Source organism: Gordonia sp. 11cp (genome assembly GCF_057767225.1).
Genome location: NZ_CM173437.1, coordinates 1,948,296 through 1,966,917 on the forward strand (window position 1 = coordinate 1,948,296; position 18,622 = coordinate 1,966,917).

At 68.5% G+C, this 18,622-nt stretch carries 18 protein-coding genes; 11 read left to right on the top strand and 7 right to left on the bottom strand.

Annotation, left to right across the window (positions count from 1 at the left end):
• Nucleotides 1–69: 69 nt before the first annotated feature.
• From AC3B6C_RS08625 to AC3B6C_RS08655, 7 genes are all read left to right on the top strand, one after another.
• Entirely contained in the window at nt 70–483 is a 414-nt protein-coding gene (locus AC3B6C_RS08625) for an ankyrin repeat domain-containing protein (protein ID WP_488375690.1), read from the top strand.
• Nucleotides 484–549: 66 nt separating this feature from the next.
• Nucleotides 550–1,809: a serine--tRNA ligase gene (gene serS / locus AC3B6C_RS08630; protein WP_488375691.1), complete on the top strand. Its 1,260-nt coding sequence runs from the start codon at nt 550–552 to the stop codon at nt 1,807–1,809.
• 14 nt (nt 1,810–1,823) lie between these two features.
• The gene (locus AC3B6C_RS08635) at nt 1,824–2,759 is read left to right on the top strand and encodes an EamA/RhaT family transporter (RefSeq protein ID WP_488375692.1); all 936 of its coding nucleotides are present in this window, start codon (nt 1,824–1,826) and stop codon (nt 2,757–2,759) included.
• Nucleotides 2,760–2,904: 145 nt separating this feature from the next.
• Nucleotides 2,905–3,291: a VOC family protein gene (locus tag AC3B6C_RS08640; RefSeq protein ID WP_488375693.1), complete on the top strand. Its 387-nt coding sequence runs from the start codon at nt 2,905–2,907 to the stop codon at nt 3,289–3,291.
• A gap of 97 nt (nt 3,292–3,388) precedes the next feature.
• Entirely contained in the window at nt 3,389–4,276 is an 888-nt protein-coding gene (locus tag AC3B6C_RS08645) for a hypothetical protein (protein ID WP_488375694.1), read from the top strand.
• 76 nt (nt 4,277–4,352) lie between these two features.
• Nucleotides 4,353–5,606: a lipase family protein gene (locus tag AC3B6C_RS08650; protein ID WP_488375695.1), complete on the top strand. Its 1,254-nt coding sequence runs from the start codon at nt 4,353–4,355 to the stop codon at nt 5,604–5,606.
• Nucleotides 5,607–5,646: 40 nt separating this feature from the next.
• Entirely contained in the window at nt 5,647–6,153 is a 507-nt protein-coding gene (locus AC3B6C_RS08655) for a GNAT family N-acetyltransferase (protein ID WP_488375696.1), read from the top strand.
• Nucleotides 6,154–6,231: 78 nt separating this feature from the next.
• Here AC3B6C_RS08655 and AC3B6C_RS08660 read toward each other — a convergent pair whose 3' ends face one another.
• The 4 genes from AC3B6C_RS08660 to AC3B6C_RS08675 form a co-directional block, all read right to left on the bottom strand.
• Nucleotides 6,232–6,444 carry a hypothetical protein gene (locus AC3B6C_RS08660; protein ID WP_014924945.1) on the bottom strand — a complete coding sequence of 71 codons (213 nt, stop codon included), beginning with the start codon at nt 6,442–6,444 and terminating at the stop codon, nt 6,232–6,234.
• Nucleotides 6,445–6,688: 244 nt separating this feature from the next.
• On the bottom strand, nt 6,689–8,116 hold the full coding sequence (locus AC3B6C_RS08665; protein ID WP_488375697.1) for a lipase family protein: 1,428 nt from the start codon (nt 8,114–8,116) through the stop codon (nt 6,689–6,691).
• A gap of 92 nt (nt 8,117–8,208) precedes the next feature.
• On the bottom strand, nt 8,209–8,823 hold the full coding sequence (locus AC3B6C_RS08670; protein ID WP_014924947.1) for a TetR/AcrR family transcriptional regulator: 615 nt from the start codon (nt 8,821–8,823) through the stop codon (nt 8,209–8,211).
• Nucleotides 8,824–8,846: 23 nt separating this feature from the next.
• Nucleotides 8,847–10,451, bottom strand: coding sequence for a Rieske 2Fe-2S domain-containing protein (locus tag AC3B6C_RS08675; protein WP_014924948.1), 1,605 nt, complete (start codon nt 10,449–10,451; stop codon nt 8,847–8,849).
• A gap of 370 nt (nt 10,452–10,821) precedes the next feature.
• Here AC3B6C_RS08675 and AC3B6C_RS08680 point away from each other — a divergent pair, with 370 nt between their 5' ends.
• The 3 genes from AC3B6C_RS08680 (at nt 10,822) to AC3B6C_RS08690 (ending at nt 13,333) form a co-directional block, all read left to right on the top strand.
• The gene (locus tag AC3B6C_RS08680; protein WP_488375698.1) at nt 10,822–11,592 is read left to right on the top strand and encodes a lysophospholipid acyltransferase family protein; all 771 of its coding nucleotides are present in this window, start codon (nt 10,822–10,824) and stop codon (nt 11,590–11,592) included.
• 89 nt (nt 11,593–11,681) lie between these two features.
• Nucleotides 11,682–12,494 carry a lysophospholipid acyltransferase family protein gene (locus AC3B6C_RS08685; protein ID WP_488375699.1) on the top strand — a complete coding sequence of 271 codons (813 nt, stop codon included), beginning with the start codon at nt 11,682–11,684 and terminating at the stop codon, nt 12,492–12,494.
• A complete protein-coding gene (locus AC3B6C_RS08690; RefSeq protein ID WP_488375700.1) occupies nt 12,494–13,333 on the top strand; it encodes an HAD family hydrolase in 840 nt (279 codons plus the stop codon). The genes AC3B6C_RS08685 and AC3B6C_RS08690 overlap by 1 nt, the downstream gene beginning before the upstream one ends.
• Before the next feature lie 7 nt (nt 13,334–13,340).
• On the opposite strand, the gene AC3B6C_RS08695 is transcribed toward AC3B6C_RS08690, so the two are convergent.
• On the bottom strand, nt 13,341–15,059 hold the full coding sequence (locus AC3B6C_RS08695; protein WP_488375701.1) for a peptidoglycan recognition protein family protein: 1,719 nt from the start codon (nt 15,057–15,059) through the stop codon (nt 13,341–13,343).
• A 505-nt stretch (nt 15,060–15,564) separates the two neighbouring features.
• Here AC3B6C_RS08695 and AC3B6C_RS08700 point away from each other — a divergent pair.
• On the top strand, nt 15,565–17,148 hold the full coding sequence (locus AC3B6C_RS08700; protein ID WP_488375702.1) for a SpoIID/LytB domain-containing protein: 1,584 nt from the start codon (nt 15,565–15,567) through the stop codon (nt 17,146–17,148).
• 30 nt (nt 17,149–17,178) lie between these two features.
• Here AC3B6C_RS08700 and AC3B6C_RS08705 read toward each other — a convergent pair whose 3' ends face one another.
• Complete coding sequence (locus AC3B6C_RS08705; protein WP_488375703.1) at nt 17,179–17,862, bottom strand: GAF and ANTAR domain-containing protein; 684 nt, start codon at nt 17,860–17,862, stop codon at nt 17,179–17,181.
• A gap of 109 nt (nt 17,863–17,971) precedes the next feature.
• Nucleotides 17,972–18,607, bottom strand: a complete 636-nt coding sequence (locus AC3B6C_RS08710) for a class I SAM-dependent DNA methyltransferase (protein ID WP_488375704.1) — start codon at nt 18,605–18,607, stop codon at nt 17,972–17,974.
• Nucleotides 18,608–18,622: the final 15 nt, after the last annotated feature.

The window sequence follows — 18,622 nt, forward strand, 5'->3', positions numbered from 1 at the left end:
CCCACACGAGGGGTCCCCAGCGGTCCCATCCGGGCGGAGGCGTGCGGGAGCGGGCCTACACTCCGTGGGGTGGCAAACCATCCCGACGATCGACCCGCCGACGGCGCCCCGAGCCCTGAGGTCGTGGAGCTGGCAACCCGGCTCTTCGACATGGCCCGCGACGGGGACACCGAGACGCTGAGCGGTTATCTGGACGCCGGCGTCCCGGCAGATCTGCGGAACCAAGCCGGTGACTCGCTGCTCATGCTCGCGGCCTACCACGGGCACGCGTCGACGGTGTCGGCTCTCCTCGACCGCGGCGCCGACGCCGACCTCCCGAACGACAAGGGGCAGACGCCGCTCGCCGGCGCGGTGTTCAAGGGTTTCGACGACGTGGTGCGCGTCCTCGTCGCCGCCGGGGCCGACCCGCACGGCGGAACCCCGACCGCCGACACCGCGGCGTCGATGTTCGGCCGTGAGGATCTTCGCCGTCTGTGGACCTGAGTCCGCCGGCCGGACCGAGGCGGCGTGATCGGGTTCGCACCGCGCTCTCAAGTAGGGTTTGAAGTCGTGATCGACCTGAAGACTGTTCGCGACAACCCCGACCTCGTCCGCACCTCACAGCGCTCCCGCGGCGAGGACCCGGGCCTGGTGGACGCGCTGCTCGCCGCCGATGCGGAGCGACGGGCGGCCATCGTCGAAGCGGATGCGTTGCGGTCCGAACAGAAATCCCTCGGCAAGCAGGTCGGCAAGGCGCAGGGCGAGGAGAAGCAGGCGCTGCTCGCCAAGGGCAAGGAACTCGCCGAGCAGGTCAAGGCGGCGGTGTCGCGCCAGTCCGAGGCCGATGCGGCGGCGACGAAGGCCCACCGGGCGATCTCCAACATCGTCGCCGATGGCGCACCGGCGGGCGGCGAGGACGACTATGTGGTCCTCGAGCACGTCGGCGAGCCGCGCGACATCGAGAACCCGAAGGATCACCTCGAGATCGGGGAGTCGCTCGGACTCCTCGACATGGAGCGCGGTGCCAAGGTGTCGGGGTCGCGGTTCTACTTCCTCACCGGCCAGGGGGCGCACCTGCAGCTCGCGTTGCTGAACATGGCCGCGCAGAAGGCCACCGCGAACGGGTTCACCCTGATGATCCCGCCGGTGCTGGTGCGGCCGGAGGTCATGGAGGGGACGGGGTTCCTCGGCGCTCACGCCGACGAGGTCTACCACCTGGACAAGGACGACGACCTCTACCTGGTGGGTACGTCGGAGGTGCCGCTCGCGGGGTATCACATGGACGAGATCCTCGACCTGTCCGACGGTCCGAAGCGCTACGCCGGATGGTCCACCTGCTTCCGCCGGGAGGCGGGGAGCTACGGCAAGGACACCCGCGGCATCATCCGGGTCCACCAGTTCGACAAGGTCGAGGGCTTCGTCTACTGCCGGCCCGAGGACGCCGCGGCCGAGCACCAGCGTCTGCTGGGCTGGGAGAAGGACATGCTCGCCGCCATCGACGTGCCCTATCGGGTGATCGACGTCGCCGGCGGTGACCTCGGCTCGTCGGCCTCGCGGAAGTACGACTGCGAGGCCTGGATCCCGACGCAGGGCACCTATCGCGAGCTGACCTCGACGTCGAACTGCACGACGTTCCAGGCGCGACGCCTCTCCATCCGCTACCGCGACGAGAACGGCAAACCGCAGACCGCCGCCACACTCAACGGCACGTTGGCGACGACCCGCTGGCTGGTCGCCATCCTCGAGAACCACCAGCAGCCCGACGGTTCGGTCCGGCTTCCCGCCGAACTCGCGAAGTTCGTCGGTACCGACGTGCTCGCACCGCGCTGAGCTGAGCTCGTGTCGTGACCGCCGGCATCGTCATCGCGGTGATCGGCTCGCTGGCGTTCGCCGCCGCAGCCGTTCTGCAGGCGCTGGGCGCCGAGCAGGTCGCGCAGCGGGCGGCGATCCGTGAGGAGCGCCGGCGATCCGCGGCCGCGCATCCGTCGTTGCGCTCGACGGCGGCCACGATGCTCACGGTGCCGTTCCTGATCGGATTCGTCTTCGACATCATCGGTTTCGTCGCGACGATCGCCTCGGCGCGACTGATCCCGTTGTTCCTGTCGCAGACGATCATCTCGGCCCGGCTCCTGGCCACCGCGCTGCTCGCGATGGTGTTCCTCAAAGTCGGACTGACGCTGCGGGATTGGATCTCCGGGTCGGTGATCGTGGTGTCGCTGGTGCTGCTCGCGGTCTCGGCGGGTCGCGAAGGTGTGGAGCACACCGCGTGGATGCACTGGGCGGTGCTCGTCGCCGGGCCGGCACTGATCGCGTTGGGCGTGATCATGATGCGCCGGCTGCGCACGCACATCGCGGCGGTGACCGGTCTCATCGCCGGGGCCGTCTTCGGCGTGATGGCGGTCGCTTCGCGCATCCTCGACGGACTCGACCCACTCGATCTGTCGGTGCTGTTCACCGATCCCGCGCTGTATGCCCTGCTGCTCAGCGGAATCGGCGGCTTCTACCTGTTCACGGTGGCGCTGCAGACCGGTTCGGTCAACGCGGCGGCCGCTGCACTCGTCGTCGGTCAGACGGTCCTGCCCGGCGCGGTGGGCATCGCGTTCCTCGGCGACGTCACCCGTGCCGGATGGGGTCCGGTCGCGATCGTGGCATTCGTCGCAGCCGTTCTCGGCGGGGTGGTCCTGGCGTCGTCGGGCGCGGTCACCGCGGTCGAGACTGCCGATGCCGCGAATGCGCCCGCCGGATACGGACATCCGCCTCGCGAGCTCGATCATCGATAAGAGGCCGACAGGGTCCGCGGGATCCGGTTGCGTCATATCCCGGATCCCGGGACAGATCGCAACGTGATCTCCCGCCTGCGCGTCACATGACGGCGGCGAGGATCCGATCCAACGCGCGGCCGTCACCAGCGTGTACCCGGTCCTCATGTCCGCGGACGTAGGGTCGGCGTCGGCCTTCTACCAGCAAGTTCTCGGCTTCGACGTCACTTTCTCAGCCGACTGGTACGTCAGCATGCGCACCGGCGTGTTCGAGTTGGCGCTCGTGGACGCGAACCATCCGACGATCCCCGACGGCCACCGCCGACCCGCCGCCGGACTGCTGGTCAACATCGAGGTCGACGATGTCGACGGCCTGCACCGACGGTTGACGGACGAACGCGGGTTGCGCCCGGTGCTCGATCTGCGCGACGAGGACTTCGGTCAGCGGCACTTCATCGTCGAAGGCCCCGATGGGGTGCTCCTCGACTGCATCCAGCCGATTCCCGCGGTCGGCGAGTTCGCCGATGCATACGTCACCGGGGCGTCGGACTGACCTCACCCCGCTCGCCGCATCCGGCTGCCCCGACGCGCGCACGCGGCGACATCGGCATCGGCCCGCATGACCGCCCGGCGGTGGCTACTGTTCGACCATGCTGATCGGGATCCTCGCGGCGGTGTTCGCGGCGCTGGCGTACGGCACCGCTTCGGTGTTGCAGGCGCGCGGCGCGCAGAGTGTCGAGGACGCCGGCGGGCCGGGCGAGGCGCCGTCGCTGCGGTCGACGATCACCGCGATGCTGACGGTGTCGTTCCTCGCGGGGATGGCGCTCGACGGGATCGGATTCCTGGGCAACATGGTCGCCGCCCGCATGATCCCGCTGTTCCTGGCGCAACCGATCGTCAGCGCGAACCTCGTGGTGACCGTCGTGCTCGCCACCCTGTTCCTGAACGCGCGGTTGTCGGTTCGCGACTGGACGGCGATCGCGGTCGTGGTGGTCTCGCTGGTCCTGCTCGGCTTCTCGGCCGGCGACGAGGGGCACGAGCACGAGTGGTGGCTGCACTGGGCGGTACTCGTCGTGGGAGCGGCGATCCTGGGTCTCGGCGCCGCGATCCTGCCGCGGATGCACCGTCGTGTGGCGGTACTCGCGGGCCTCTCCGGCGGCGTGCTGTTCGGTATCCTCGCCGTCGCCGTGCGCATCCTCGGCGGCCTCGATCCCTTCGATCTCGGCGAATTGCTCACCGATCCGGCGCTGTACGCGATCGTCCTGTGTGGACCGGGTGGCTTCTACATGTTCACCGTCGCGCTGCAGAAGGGGGCGGTCAGCGCGGCGTCGGCCGCCCTGGTCGTCGGCGAGACGGTCGTGCCCGGTGTCATCGGCATCGTGGTGCTCGGTGACACCACGCGCGCCGGCTGGGGCGTCGTCGCGGTGATCGCCTTCGTCGCCGCGGTGGTCGGTGCGGTGGTGGTCGCGATGTCGCCGGTGGTCGAGGCGGTCGAGCGGGCCGGAGAGAGTCCGGTGCCGGACGCCACCACCGGGTGACGCGGCGAGCCCGGCCTGCCGCGGAGTCGGAACGAAAGGCGTTGTAGACGGCGCATATCGGGCATGATTACCACCCATGCGGCTTCTCTCCCGCAGCCTCGGAGCGCTGACCGCGATCCTCGGGCTGACGACGACCCTGTCCGTCCTCGCACCCACGGTGTCGGCCGCGCCCGTCCCCGCACCTGTGGGAGCGCCGGCGCAGTTGCCGTCCCAGGACCCGTTCTACGACCCGCCTGCCGGTTACGAATCGCGTTCACCGGGTGCGGCCCTGCGGACGCGTCAGGTCGAATTGGGTTGGCGCGGAACCAGTGTCCCGATCTCGGCGACCCAGATCCTGTACCGGACGACGAGCCAGTTCGGCCGACCGACGGCGACGGTCACCACGGTCATCTCGCCCCCGGGCGCCGGTGCGGGAACCCCGCGGCGCGTCGTCTCCTACCACTCGTTCTACGACGCACTCGGCTCGCAGTGCGACCCGTCCTACACGCTGCGTGGTGGGAACGCGAAGCAGGCACCGATCGACATCACCCTCATCTCCGGACTGCTCGCCGCCGGTTACACCGTCGTCGCTCCCGACTACGAGGGCCGCGGGCTGCGCTGGACGATGGCGCGTGAGTCGGGGTACGCGGCACTGGATGGCGTCCGCACTGCGCTGGCCCACCTGCGTGCACCGGCCCGGACACCCGTCGGACTGTTCGGCTACTCCGGCGGTTCGGTCCCCACCGGCTTCGGCGCGGAGTTGGCTCCGCGGTACGCGCCGGACCTGAACATCGTCGGCGCCGCGGCGGGTGGCGTGGTGGTGAACCCGGCCAACAACCTGGGGTATGTCAACGGCAGCGAGGACTGGGCCGGGGTGATCCCGGCACTGATGGCGGTGTACGGCGAGACGTACGGCATCGACCTGCAGCCCTACCTCTCCCCGAAAGGCAAGCGGGTACTCGGACAGGTGGCGGGGGAGTGCATCGAGGCATTCGCCGACAAGTACCCGGCTCTGACCGATCATCAGCTCCTCGTGCCGACGGTCGGCGGCCTGCTGGACGTCCCCGGCGTGCGACAGGCCGTCGCGCAGAACGTGATGGGCACGCTCGGCACCCCGCGCAGTCCGATGATGCTCGGGGTCGGCAATGTCGACGGCACCGGCGACGGTGTGATGATCACCGCCGACGTCGCCCGGCTCGCCGGCACGTTCTGCAGCCGAGGGGTGCCGACGACGTTCACCGAGTACCGCGGTTCGAATCACACCCGCGCGTTCATCCCGTGGAGCGCCGAAGCGCTCGGTTTCCTCGACCGTCGATTCTCCGGCCAGCCTGCCGGCGGGTGCGGCCGGTGACGGCATCTCTCGCGGACCTGCGCCGGAGTCGGGCCACGCGGTGAGCCGGTGGACGACCCGCGCCGAGCGCGCCGGGGACGCCGACGCGATCCGGGAAGTGGTGATCGCGGCCTTCCCGACCGCTGACGAGGCGCGGATCGTCGACGAGTTGCGCGCCGACCCGGACGCCTGGATCGAGGGTCTGTCGATCGTCGCGACCGACGCCGTGGACATCGTCGTCGGGCATTCACTGTTTTCCAGGTGCCACATCGACGGCGCGCCCGCACTCACGCTCGGACCGTGTTCGGTCCTGCCGTCGCGGCAGCGGACCGGGGCGGGGTCGGCCACCATCGTCGCCGGTCTCGCCACCGCCCGCGACCTCGGCGAGCACCTGGTCCTGGTCCTCGGTCATGCCGGGTACTACCCGCGATTCGGCTTCGTTCCCGCCTCGCGCTTCGGGATTCGTGCCCCGTTCGACGTCCCGGACGAGGCGATGATGGCACTGCCGCTCGACGACGGCCCCGTCCCGCGCGGGACCATCGCCTATCCGGCGGCGTTCAGGGTCTGAAGACGCATCGCGCGCCCCAGGGAACGATCCCTGGGGCGCGAAAACCGATGTCGACGGGACCCCCGCCGAGGGGGAGGTTCAGTCCGCGTCGGCCGACGGACTGGCGTTGGTGCCACCATCGGACACCTCGAAGTTCTTCCACTCACCGGCATCGTGTACCTGCATGACGGTGCCCAGGCTGTCGTCCGGGGCGGCGACGGTCTTGAACCAGTCGTATGCGCTGGTGGCGTCGTCGAACTCTTTCTCCTCGACGACGTTCTCGCTGGCGTCCACTACGCGGTATTGGGCCATGATGTTCTCCTCACGGTCGAAGTTCGACGTCCGGACCTAACGTCCTCGCGGGCCGAAAGCCCTGACGCCATCGTATGAATCGACTTGCCTCCGTCGTCTCGATGCGCGTTCGTCGACGTCGGATCGTGTCTGCATGCAACGGCTCGGTAACGATCGACTCGGGCGGCTCTCTGCCGTGCTGGAGGTCTACCCACATCCGTGGTCGGCAAACACGCCGCCCACTCTGGAGCCGGCCGGGGGAGGGTCACGGCACCCGCGGCGGATTGCCCAACTGCTGGTTGATCGCCAGGGCGAGGTTGTTGCCCACGAGGTTGACGAACGCGCGCCAGGTGGCGGGGTCGAGAGCCATCGATCCCTGATCGCTTGTGGTGCAGCCGCTCTGCGCCGGCTTGCCGTCGAGACGGTCCCGTAGCCAGACGATGGCGGGGGCGAAACCCTCGACGGCGAGCGTGATGTGCTCGCTGAAATGGTCGCGCACATACCGCACACTCGCGCCATCGCCACAGTAGGTGCGGACCAGCTCGTTGACCGGCCCCACGGGGGCGATCCAGTCGGGGTTCGACTGATAGATGAACATCGGGAAGTCGGGCGTCGTTTCTCCCATTCTGAGCTTTCCCAGCACCTTTCGCGGAACCGGATGGTCGAGTGGATCGCCGGGCAGGTTCACCAGGCCCTTGATGTTCACGAAGGGTGCAAGCGCCGCCTGGTAGGTGAGGCACAGGGGGTTCTTGCTCGCCAGCAACGCTGTGCCCAGCGGATTCATGTGGCGTCGGAGAAAGCGTTCCAGCTCCGGATACTCACGGCTGACCCCGATGATCCCGGCCATGATCAGCCCGGACGCCGCGTTTCTGTCGGCGAGGTCGACCAGCGCGCGGATGTCCGCGGGCACACCGCCTTCGGCGGCTCCCACGATCGGCAGCTCCGGGGCGTATGCCTCATGCAGCTCGGCCGCCCAGCCCGTGGCGATCGCCCCGCCCGAGTAACCCATCAGACCCACACGCAGGTCGTTCTTGAGTCCCAGCGGGGCGAAGTCCCGCGCGCCCCGGATGCCGTCGAGGGTGATGCGACCCGCGAGAGGCCCTGCCGCGAAGGCGGATTCGGGACCCTGGTGATCGGGGATGACGACCGACCAGCCGGCACCGACCAGCGAGGTGATCTGCAGGACCTCGTAGCTCGAGTCCACCGACCCGGTGAGCTGGCCCGGGATCGACCCCTGCTGGAGTGCGTAGGAAGGCGCGCAGTACATCGCGGTGGAGTCCTCCGCGGACTGCCAGGACACGAGTTTCGATGGTCCGGGTTCGGCCGGTCCCTTGGGTTTGAGCAGCGTTGCCACGGCCGGAATCGGCTCACCTCGCGTGTTCGTCGAACGGTACGAGATCTGCCAGGCGTCGACGTTGACCGGGATCACCGACAGGGCCGCCACATGCACTCGACGCGCCGCGATGAGCTCACCGGGCTTCTTGGCCGCGACCACCGACCGGTCGGGTAGGTAGAAGGCCTTGTCGAACTCCGGAATCGCGGGCGGAACCGGGAACGGCAGCGGCGGGGCGACCGGTACGGCACTCGCGGCGCCGGCGCTGATCGTGCCTCCCACCACCGCGACGGCCGTGGTCGCGACCGTCATCATCGCGATCAGCAGTCGCGCGAGCCCGCGCTGTACCCATCCCCGCATGGATTCCTCCTCAATAAGTGAGACGACCGTGTCTCACACTGCGGCAGAACATACACCCGATGTGTCGCAGAACACAATGGACGACCCGGGCGTCAGAGACGCGCGAAGGCGAGCAGGATGTCGGCCAGCACGGTGACGATGTCATCGAGGGCGGCGGGATCTGCGGTCTCGCTCCATCGGTGGACGAGTCCGGTCAGTGCGCCGACGAAGGCGATGGCCAGATGGCGCTGTCTCTCGGTTGCCGGACGGCCGGCGAAATCGGCCATGGCGGCGACGAAGAAGTCCGCCCACTCCTCGCGGCCGTCGAGGCGGTGCTGCTCGACGCGTGAGCTCACCCCGACGATCTGCACGAACGAGACCGCCGCGCGCCGGGGATCGGTGCCCACCGATTCCATGTAGGCGCGCATCGCCGCGGTGCTCAGGTCGCGGAGGTCGCGAGAAGGACACGCGGCCAGGGCTTCTGCCACCGCGACGCGCGCGGCGCCCTGAACGGTGTCGTACAGGGCGACCAACAGTTCCTCGCGGTCGGTGAATTCCGCATAGAACTGCCGGCGGGACAGTCCCGCCACCCGGCAGATCGACGTGACCGACGATTTCGCATAGCCGGTGTCGGTGAACTCGACCAGCGCGGCATCGAGGAAGCGCTGCCGGCGTTCGGCGGCGCGGTCGCTCACCGCGCGGCCGCCGTACGTGCGCTCGGATGTCATCTCTGGTCGTGATCCGCCGGCGACTAGGAGTCGAGCCTGGAGGCGCGGAGGTCGTGGCCCTTCGACGTCAGGCAGCGTCCCGTGGGCAGATCCCACTGCCATCCGTGCAGATTGCAGGTCAGTTTCTCGCCTTCGATGACCCCGAACTTGCCGAGGTCGGCCTTGAGGTGCGGGCACCGCCGCTGGATCTCCCAGCCGTCCTTGGTGATCGACGCCGAGTCATCGTGAGCCTCGGCGAACCAGCCGTCGGCATAGGCGATCCGCTCATCGGTCAGGCATTTGAAGAACGTGTAGAGGAACTCGTTGTAGCCACCGATCCGCCAGGTGGTGAACCGGGTCGACAGGAAGATGGTGTTGACCCAGTCGGGTTCGTTGTCGCGCAGGACGGTCCGCACGAGCTCGGTGGCGATCCGGAATCCGTAGCGGTACTTGCCCTCTCCCTCTTTGGGCTCGCGCACGATGCGGTTGGGGAAGTCGAGGACGACGGTCTCGGTGGCCTCGTTGGCCGCGCCACCGCCCGGCGTCATCACCAGTCCGACCGGGTATCCGATGCCGTCGCAGATCAGATCCGACTGCGCCATGATCGGTTCGAACAGTTCGCGGAGCGCGCCGATCAGCGGCTCGCCGTCGGCCGGCGCCCACGTGGCCTTGTCCGCGGCGATGACCGGAGCGAACTTCTCCTTCATCCGCTCGAGGTAGGCGCGCTTGTTCTCGCCGAAGACGTCGGCGGGAGCGTACGGATGCGTGACCTCGTTCAGCACCGGACCCGAGAACTCGGCGACCGAACCGGACACCATCATCAGGCCGCGGTGCTTCTCGCCGTCGTCGGTTCCGTGGATGCGCATCTGCTCCAGGAACGTCTCCTGGTCGGGGAAGATCGAGGTGACGTCCGCGGTCTCACCCGACCCGAAGTCGTTGAGGTAGAAGAGGTCCTCGTCGAGGAACATGGGCGGTCCGGCCGACGGGACCACCCAGGTCGCCCCGACCTGTTCGATGTACGAACGCGCGCGGTCCATTCCGCGCTGGCGTTTCTGAGAGGCGAAGTTGGCCTTGGACTTCCGCGGGATGTCGTAGACCATCGGGTACCAGATCGCGCCCGAGTACTGCAGCAGATGGACGTCGACGGGCCCGAACGCCTCGCCGACGACGTCGAGGTCGATCGGTCGTGCGTCGTTCATGTTGAAGCACACCGTCTCACCGTCGGAGACGATGAGCCCGCTGTCGCCGATCGGGCCGTCGGCGGGCGCGCGCAGCGCGATGATCATGACGTCGAGCGAACCCTTGTCGTTCGTGACCGTGGTCTTGACCGAGTCGGTGGTCTCGACGAACTTGGTGAACCCGAGCTTCTCCAGTTCGCGGCGCAGATCCGGCACCGGGTAGTCGGGCAGCAGAACCGTGGCGTCCTTGTTGACGTTCTCCCGCAGGTTGCGTTCGTCGAAGTGATCCCGGTGCAGATGCGAGACGTACAGGTAGTCGCAATCGCCGAGCGTCTGCCAGTCGAGTTCGGAGTTGTCCGGGAAGGGCACCCAGGAGGCGAAGTACGTCGGGTTGACCCAGGGGTCGCAGAGGATCGATCCGGCGGTGGTCTGGATGTGGAAACCGGCATGACCGATGCTGGTGATCTGCACGAAGGGGCCTTTCATGGTGTGCGCGGGGCTGCGCGGCAGGGCACTACAAACGTCCAGGATATCCAGCCGTGCCGGGCGGGTGCGTGGGCCATGAGTCCTCATGGTGGCAGGGAGGGAACGCGTGCGGCGGCGGCAGGCCGCCGTCCTCTGCAGGGTGTGACGTCGCATCCCGTCCGACGGGCGTCGGAATCGTGTTCTGCAACTCCCTACGGGTGGCTGGTGACGCAGTACACACCACGAAGCATGCTGAGTGAATGACGACGTTCCCTCAGCTCGACCCCGAACTCGCCCCCGCACTCACCGTGCTTGGTGATGATCGCCGGCGGCGACGTCGGCGAGGGTTCCGGGGCGAGTGGCTAAGCTCTCTCGCATGGAACCCGTCTACGACTCCGTGATCACCGCCGCCCGGCTGCTGTGGCTGGCCGAGGGTCTGAAGTTCACGGTGTCGGGTGTCGAGCACGTGCCGGCCGAGGGCCCCGGCGTCGTCGCCATCAATCACACCGGCTACCTCGACTTCACCTATGCGGGTATCCCGGCCTTCCTGCAGGGGCGCCGCAAGGTCCGCTTCATGGCGAAGAAGGAGGTCTTCGACAACAAGATCTCCGGTCCGATCATGCGTTCGCTGAAGCACATTCCCGTCGATCGCGCCCAGGGGGCGGACAGCTATCGCAATGCGGTGGACTACCTCAGGCGCGGCGAACTCGTCGGGGTCTACCCCGAGGCGACGATCAGTCGGAGCTTCGAGCTGAAGGCCTTCAAGTCGGGCGCCGCTCGGATGGCCCTCGAATCCGGCGCGCCGATCGTCCCCACCGTCATCTGGGGTGCCCAGCGCGTCTGGACCAAGGGCCATCCCAAGCAACTGGGTCGAACCGGGTACAAGATCTCGATCGGTGTGTGCGAGCCCCTCGAGGCCACGGGCAGCGCCGACGCCCTCACCGCCGAGCTGCACAACGTGATGAGCGCAAAACTCCTGGAACTCCAGGACGCCTACGGCGAGCACCCGAAGGGCGAGTTCTGGGTTCCCGCCCGGCTCGGCGGTTCCGCGCCGACGCTCGAGGAAGCCAACCGCATGGATGCCCAGGAGCAGGCCGAACGCGCCGCCAAGCGCGAGCCGCGAAAAGACGATCCCGGAGTGGTCTGACCGGCCGTCTGGCCGTCTGGCCGGCGACCGGCGGGGGTGCCGGTGTCCGACGTCGCCGGGGTGTCGCGGCGCCCCGTTAACCTGGACGCATGAGCGCAGGGAGGCACGGACACCGCGAGCCGGTGTATCGCACCCTGGAACTCATCGCCAACGGACTCGTCCGGGCGCAGGACCTCGACCTGCACTTCGCCGGCATCGAGAACATCCCTGACTCGGGCGGCGCCGTCCTGTGTGTCAACCACACCGGTTACGTCGACTTCCTCCCGCTCGCGCTCGGCGTCCAGCGCGCCGGCCGCCGCACCCGCTTCATGATCAAGTCCGAGGTGATGGACATCGGGATCATGCGGTTCCTGGTCAACCACACCAGGACCGTCCCCGTCGACAGGTCGCGCGGCGCCGAGGCCTATCGCGCCGCGCTCGGTCGCCTGCGGGACGGCTACATCGTCGCCGTCTACCCGGAAGCGACGATCAGCCGCAGCTTCGAGCTCAAGGAGTTCAAGAGCGGGGCCGTCCGGATGGCCACCGAGGCCGGCGTCCCGATCATCCCGGCGATCGTGTGGGGCGCCCATCGCCAGTGGACCAAGGGGGGAGTGCGGAACATCGGGCGCAGCCGTCTCCCGGTACACGTCCGGTACGGCCTGCCGTTCACCCCACGACTCGACGAGACACCGGAGCGTGAGACGCTGAGGCTCCGCGAAACCATGAACTCGATGCTCCACGAGGTCCAGGACTCCTACGGACCGCATCCACGGGGTGAGTTCTGGGTCCCGTCGCGACTGGGCGGTTCGGCACCGACACCCCAGGAGGCCGCCGTGATCGAAGCCGACGAGGCGCTGCGCAAAGCCGAGGCGCGGGCGAAACGAGCCGCCGAGAGAGCTCGGTCGAGAGGAAGCAGACGCTGATGACATTCGGTCCACCCACACTCATCGCCAGCGACGTGGACGGAACCCTCATCGACGACGAGAACCGGGTCTCCCCGCGCACGGTGTCCGTGCTGGCAGCCGCCCGCGCCGCCGGAGTGGAGTTCGTGCTTGCCACCGGACGGCCCCCGCGATGGATCGCGGAGATCACCGATCAGTTCGCCGGCACGGAGGCGCTCGTCCGGTACGCGGTGTGCGCCAACGGCGCCATCATCTACGACGCCGAAAACGACCGCGTGCTGTGGTCGGCAAACCTCGAACCCGACGCGCTCGTCAAGCTCGGAGAGATTGCCTACCAACAGATCCCGGGATGCGGGATCGCGGCCGAACGGGCGGGCCGGTCCGCGCACGACGCGGCGACCGCGCCGTTCGTGGCCAGTTCGGGTTACGAACACGCCTGGCTCAACCCCGACCACGTCGAGGTCGGTGACGACGAGGTGTTCGGTGATCCGGCGGTGAAACTCCTTGTCCGCAAACCGGATATGGCCTCTGATGAGATGGCCCGTCGTCTGCGGCCCGTGGTCGGCGACCTCGCCCAGGTCACGTTCTCCACCGACAACGGACTCATCGAACTGTCGGTGCCGGGAACCCACAAGGCATCGGGGCTCGCGCGCCTCGCCGACCTCACCGGACTGCCCGTCGACGCCGTGATCGCGTTCGGCGACATGCCGAACGACGCCGAGATGCTCACCTGGGCAGGGCACGGCGTCGCGATGGGCCACGGCCACCCGGCAGCGCTCGATGCCGCCGACGAGGTCACCGTCGGCAACAACGACGACGGCGTCGCCAAGGTGCTCGAGCGCTGGTTCGCCGAGCGCTGAACCCGGCTCAGGCCGCCGGCGGTACCGGCGCGGGCGCACCCGGATCAGCCGGCGGCGCGGGCGCACCGGGTTCGCCGGGCGGGGGCGCAGGGGCGGCGGGATCCGCGGGCGGCGCCGGTTCCGGTGCCGGTGCGGCACCCCCGGCGAGCGCCCGGATCGCGGTCAGAGCGGCGTAGCCGTGCACGCCCGGGCAGCTGGTGCTGTTGTAGTCCCGGTGCCCGGAGATCACGGGCAGGTTCGACTGCGTCCCCGCCGCGAACTTGGTGCCGGAGAAGCCCTCTGAGGTCAAGGTCGCCGTACCGGCGGGATTGAGGCCGGCCTTGCCGAGGCGCCAGCGCAGGAACTTGCCGGTCGCCGACACCATCGCCGCGGTCGGCGGCACCTCTTCGAGGTTGCCGATCATCGACACCCCGACGGTCTCCTTGTTGAATCCGCCGGTGTGGGTGCCCTCGACGTTACGGTCGAGCCCGCCGAACGCGCCCTCGAAGATCTGGCCGTACTTGTCGATGAGCACGTTGTAGCCGATGTCGCACCAGTTCAGGCTGCGTGCGTGGTAGGCGTAGATGCCCCGAACGATCTCGGCGGACTGCTGCGGGGTGTAGTCATTGCTGCCGGCTGTGTGGTGCACGATCGCGCCGCGCATCTGCGGCGAGTACACCGGCTGCGAACAGCGGATTGACTCGTCGGCGCCCCAGGCCTGGCGGGCCACGACCTGCGGTCCGCCGGTCAACGGTGTCAGCAGCGACGAGCCCAGGCCCAGCAGGCTCTCCGGGCTGATGAGCGTCGCCTTCAGCGTGTTCAGGGCGGTCGTGGCCAGCTTCGTCACCACCGTGCTCGCGGTGCCGACGGCCAGCTGGGCGAGATCGCCGCCCTGGGTCTCGGCGGCCGGGATCGCGAGTCCGTCTTTGCTCGCGGCCACCTGGACCTCACGCGCGTCGCCGACCCAGACCGGCTCGGTACCGACCGGATTCTTCGCGCTGGGCGCCTGTCCGCGCGAGATCTGTTCCAGGACGGTCCACGGTTCCCACTTGCCGTCGGGGTTCTTGGCTCGCAGTTTCAGATCGACGTCGACCGGGCGGTCCCAGGTGAAAGCCACCATCTTGATCGGCGCGTCGCGCACGATGTGCGTCACCGCCGCCCCGACCTCGCGCCCGTCGGCCATCGTGGGTCTCGTACTCGCCGAGGGCGAACCGGTCGGGCTGCCGGGCGTCCGCTCACCGCGCGGAACCGGGACCGTCGGGTCGTCGGGGGCCTCCCGATTCGTCGACGGTGCCCGACGCTCGCCGGTGGGCGCGTCGGTGGTGGGGGTTGCCGAGGATTCGGGCGTCTCCGACGACGATGTCTCCGGCACCGACGATTCCGACGTTGATGATTCCGGCGTCGACGACTCCGGCGACGCGGACGGGTCGGCACTCGTCGACGCCCCTCCTGCGCCCGGGACGAGCCCCTTCGGCAACGGGACGGTCAGATCCGGCAGCGGGAACGCGTCCGGATCGATCGGCGGCAGTTCGACACCCGCCGCGGCGAGTCCGGATGTCGCGACGTCGACGATGGCGGCAGGCAGTTCCCGCAGCGGGACCTGCTCGATCTCGGTGTTGGAGACCGTCTGCTTGTTGTCCACGAGCCGGGGCTCGGACTCGCTCGCGATCACCACGAACGGAGTCGCGACGACCGCGGCGGCGATCGCGGCGAGCGCGATCGAGGGTTTCGGTCTGGGGTAACGCACTCAGGTCTCCTCGCAGGTTGGTCGGACCGCGGCACGCCCGTGGTCTTGGGTGTGTGGTCGGGTCCGGTCAGCCGTCGACATCAGCGCAGCCGAAGTCGCCGAAGCGTCATCGACTGTGCTCGGTACGGCGGTCATCGTCGCTGTCGGCCAGCGATCGCGACGGCGGCACACGCCGCGAGCCGGTAACTCGTGATGCTCTTGTTATCTGTGTGACACAAGTGATCAATGTGTCGATGCCGGGTTCACCCTTATGGCATCGAGCCCCGGAATCCGAGCACAACGACATACGAATCCGAGCCGCCTCTCCGATCCCGGGCCGCCTTCAGGTCCCTGCCAGAGGTCACGGCGGACCGGACAACTCGTGATCCGGTTGTGATCCCCTCGGGTTGGTGATCCGCATCTTCGTTCACTAGGGTCACTTAAGTCCCAATCGTCACATCAGTCACAGGCGTTACGGGGGCCGCGACGTTGCGGCGCCCGCGGCTGGTGTCGTCGCGACCGAAGGATGTGTTCAGCAGTGACCAAAGCCCGACCTACACGGCTTCTGCCGAGATGGACGGCGAGCGGTGCGCGGCCCCGACGGGCCCGTAACCGAGCGTTGACCTGGGCCGCGGCGGGGCTGGCGCCCGCACTGCTCGCCGGTGGCCTCGCTGTCGCGGGTTCATCGGAATCGGCCGATCAGGTCGAGCTTTCGGTCGGGTCGACGGTGACGCTGATCGGGCACGGTCATGGCCACGGCCGCGGAATGGGGCAATGGGGAGCGTACGGCTACGCCCGTAAGGGCTGGACCGCACAGCAGATCCTGCGCCACTACTACGGTGGCACCACCGCGGGGAAGGTGGACAGGCCCGAGATCCTGGTGGCCCTCACGGGTCAGGGCTCGGTGAATGTGCACGCGGACGCCGGCATGCGAGTCGGTGGTCAGACGGTGGCTCCCGGGCAGGCGGTCAGCCTGTCCGGGGGCACGGCCACCATCCTCAGCGGATGCGGCGGTGGACCGGTGCGGTCGGTACCGGCCACATTCGTCGAACCTCTCAGCATGGCCCCCAACCGGCCCGCCGGTGAGTTCCTCAAGTTCTGCGGATCCAACAAGGCCTATCGCGGGGCCATGGGTCTCGAAGGTGGGCGCGTGGTCAACCGCATCCACGTCGACGACTACGTCAAGGGCGTCATCCCACGCGAGAGCCTGCCCGCATGGGGCGACTCCGGTGGCGCGGCGGCGCTGCAGGCGCAAGCCGTGGCCGCCCGTACCTACGCGCTCGCGGCGATCGCGGGCGGCAAGAAGATCGACGACACCCAGAATTCGCAGGTCTACGGCGGCGTCGCGGGCGAGGACCGGCGGACCAACGCGGCCGCCGACGCCACCGCGGGCCAGATCCTGTTGCAGAACGGGCAGCCGGCCTTCACCGAGTTCTCCGCGTCGACCGGCGGATACACCGCGGGTGGCCGTTTCCCGGCGGTCGTCGACGAGGGGGACACGGTGTCGCCCAACCACAATTGGACCGCCACCGTCAGTGCGGGCAGCATCGGATCGGCCTTCGGTGTCGGTGCCCTGCGGAGCTTCGAGGTCATCGAGGCCAACGGTCTGGGCGCCGAGCACGGTCGTGCGATCAAGGTGCGCGCGGTCGGTTCCGGCGGAACCGCCGAGGTGAGCGGTGAGGAAGCGCGTACCAAGCTGCAGCTGAAGTCGTCGTGGTTCGCCGTACAGGGTCAGCCCGCACCGCCCCGGATCGTCAAACCGCCCACCGGTCCGGCGTCGCCCGGTGGCGGTGGTATCGACTTCGGCAGCCTCAATCAGCTCGCCGAGCAGTTCCTGCCCGGCTCGTCGAAGTTCCTCGACATGGCGACATCGGCGATGAACGGACGTTTCGCGGACCTCGGCGGGATCACCGGACCGCTGGGTCAGGCGCTGGGCGTACCGACCCTCACGCCGGACGCCGCGGGCGTCACCCAGCTCTTCGAGAAGGGGATGATGTTCTTCACCCCGGCCACCGGACCGCGGGTACTCGTCGGCAAGGGGCTCGAGCGCTACCAGGATCGCGGTGGCATCCCCGCGCTGGGCTTCCCGAAGCGCGACGCGTTTCGCTGATCGGGGGACCTCGGGGAGCCCTGCTTCACCTCAGCTCTCCGGTCCGGCCTCCACGATCTGGACGGCGACGTCGACGAGCTTGGTGTTGGTGTCCTGGGAGAGCCGTGCGAGCAGCGCGAACGCCGCGTTCGCGTCGAGCCGGTACCGTTCCATGATCATGCCCTTGGCCTGACCGATGATGTCTCGCGAGCTCAGGGCTGTCCTGAGCTGCTCCTTCTCCTGCACCGCCCCCAACGCCGTCGCGGCGTGGGCCGCGAACAGCTCACCCAGCTGCAGCGATTCCATGGTGAACGCGTTCGCGACGGTGCTGTGCAGGTTCAGGGCGCCCGAGTTGTCACCGTCTATGTACAGGTAGAAACAGGCCATCGACCGGATACCGAGTTCGGCTGCAGCCGAGGCGAAGGCGGGCCATCTCGGCTCGGTGCGCATGTCGTGGATGCAGACGGTGAGGACGCCGACCGCCGCGCGCAGACACGGTCCTTCGCCGAGCTCACGCTGCAGCCTGTCCGCCTCGCCACCGAGATCACCCACCATGACCGGTGTCTCGACCTTGTCCTCGGAGACCAGGGTCACGGTTGCATACTCTGCTCCGGGGATCGCGTCGACCGCGAACTTGGTCATGGAACGCAACGCCGCCTCGGTGTCGTCGCTCTCTTTGCGCATCTCACCGGCGATGCGCGTCATCTGCGCGCCGAAGTCCGCCAACTCAGTCACCCTGCCTCCTCTGAGACATCATCCGCGCGCCTCAGCTGGGGCCGACAGCTGAGCGCGGCTTCGAACACACCCGATGTCGAAAAGACCATTATGCCGTACCCCGTGCGGGTCAGACGCCGACTATCCCTTCTCGTTGCGCAACTGAAGTGCCAGGTGACGGTGTCATCACATAAAGCCGGAAGTCCGCGTCCTCGTACTCCGCCGACGTGGTCAACGACGACCTCCGCAGCGCGTCGTGGACCTCGTCCCCGGTCCGCGGATATTCCTCGACCGGCCACCGCCAATGCACGGCGAGAACTTCGCCGGTCGGTGTCAGCGCGTCCGGGAGACGTGCGATGAGGTCGTCGAGGTCCGTGTCGTCGGGGTAATAGAGGACTTCGCTGAGGACGATCAGGTCGAAACGGCCGGGCGGCCAATCGGAGACGATGTCGCCGACGCGCACCTCGACCGAGGCGTGACCGTCGAGCCGGCGACGGGCGAGTTCCACCGCGCGCGGGCTGACGTCGGTGCACAGCAGACGGTCGGCGCGCCTGGCCAACTCGGCGCTCAGCACACCGATCGAACAACCGGGCTCGAACACCGTCCCGTATCGGGGGGAACTCAGCGCCGCGAGGGTCAGGGCGTACTTGCGCTGCTCGTACCATCGCGACGAGAAGCCCCACGGATCATCGCTGTCCTGATACATCTCGTGGAAATAGCTGGCGGGCAATCCGTTTCGGTCGCCCTCGGTGATGTCGTCGGTCATGCCCTCGCCGTCCTG

What these genes read in the sequence shown, in the direction of transcription:
- AC3B6C_RS08645 (WP_488375694.1), top strand. Translation starts at nt 3,389, where the DNA reads ATGCTGATCGGGATCCTCGCGGCGGTGTTCGCGGCGCTGGCGTACGGC.
- AC3B6C_RS08700 (WP_488375702.1), top strand. Translation starts at nt 15,565, where the DNA reads ATGTGTTCAGCAGTGACCAAAGCCCGACCTACACGGCTTCTGCCGAGA.
- AC3B6C_RS08710 (WP_488375704.1), bottom strand. Translation starts at nt 18,607, where the DNA reads ATGACCGACGACATCACCGAGGGCGACCGAAACGGATTGCCCGCCAGC.
- AC3B6C_RS08660 (WP_014924945.1), bottom strand. Translation starts at nt 6,444, where the DNA reads ATGGCCCAATACCGCGTAGTGGACGCCAGCGAGAACGTCGTCGAGGAG.
- AC3B6C_RS08665 (WP_488375697.1), bottom strand. Translation starts at nt 8,116, where the DNA reads ATGCGGGGATGGGTACAGCGCGGGCTCGCGCGACTGCTGATCGCGATG.
- AC3B6C_RS08670 (WP_014924947.1), bottom strand. Translation starts at nt 8,823, where the DNA reads ATGACATCCGAGCGCACGTACGGCGGCCGCGCGGTGAGCGACCGCGCC.
- AC3B6C_RS08680 (WP_488375698.1), top strand. Translation starts at nt 10,822, where the DNA reads ATGGAACCCGTCTACGACTCCGTGATCACCGCCGCCCGGCTGCTGTGG.
- AC3B6C_RS08690 (WP_488375700.1), top strand. Translation starts at nt 12,494, where the DNA reads ATGACATTCGGTCCACCCACACTCATCGCCAGCGACGTGGACGGAACC.
- AC3B6C_RS08685 (WP_488375699.1), top strand. Translation starts at nt 11,682, where the DNA reads ATGAGCGCAGGGAGGCACGGACACCGCGAGCCGGTGTATCGCACCCTG.
- AC3B6C_RS08650 (WP_488375695.1), top strand. Translation starts at nt 4,353, where the DNA reads ATGCGGCTTCTCTCCCGCAGCCTCGGAGCGCTGACCGCGATCCTCGGG.
- AC3B6C_RS08640 (WP_488375693.1), top strand. Translation starts at nt 2,905, where the DNA reads ATGTCCGCGGACGTAGGGTCGGCGTCGGCCTTCTACCAGCAAGTTCTC.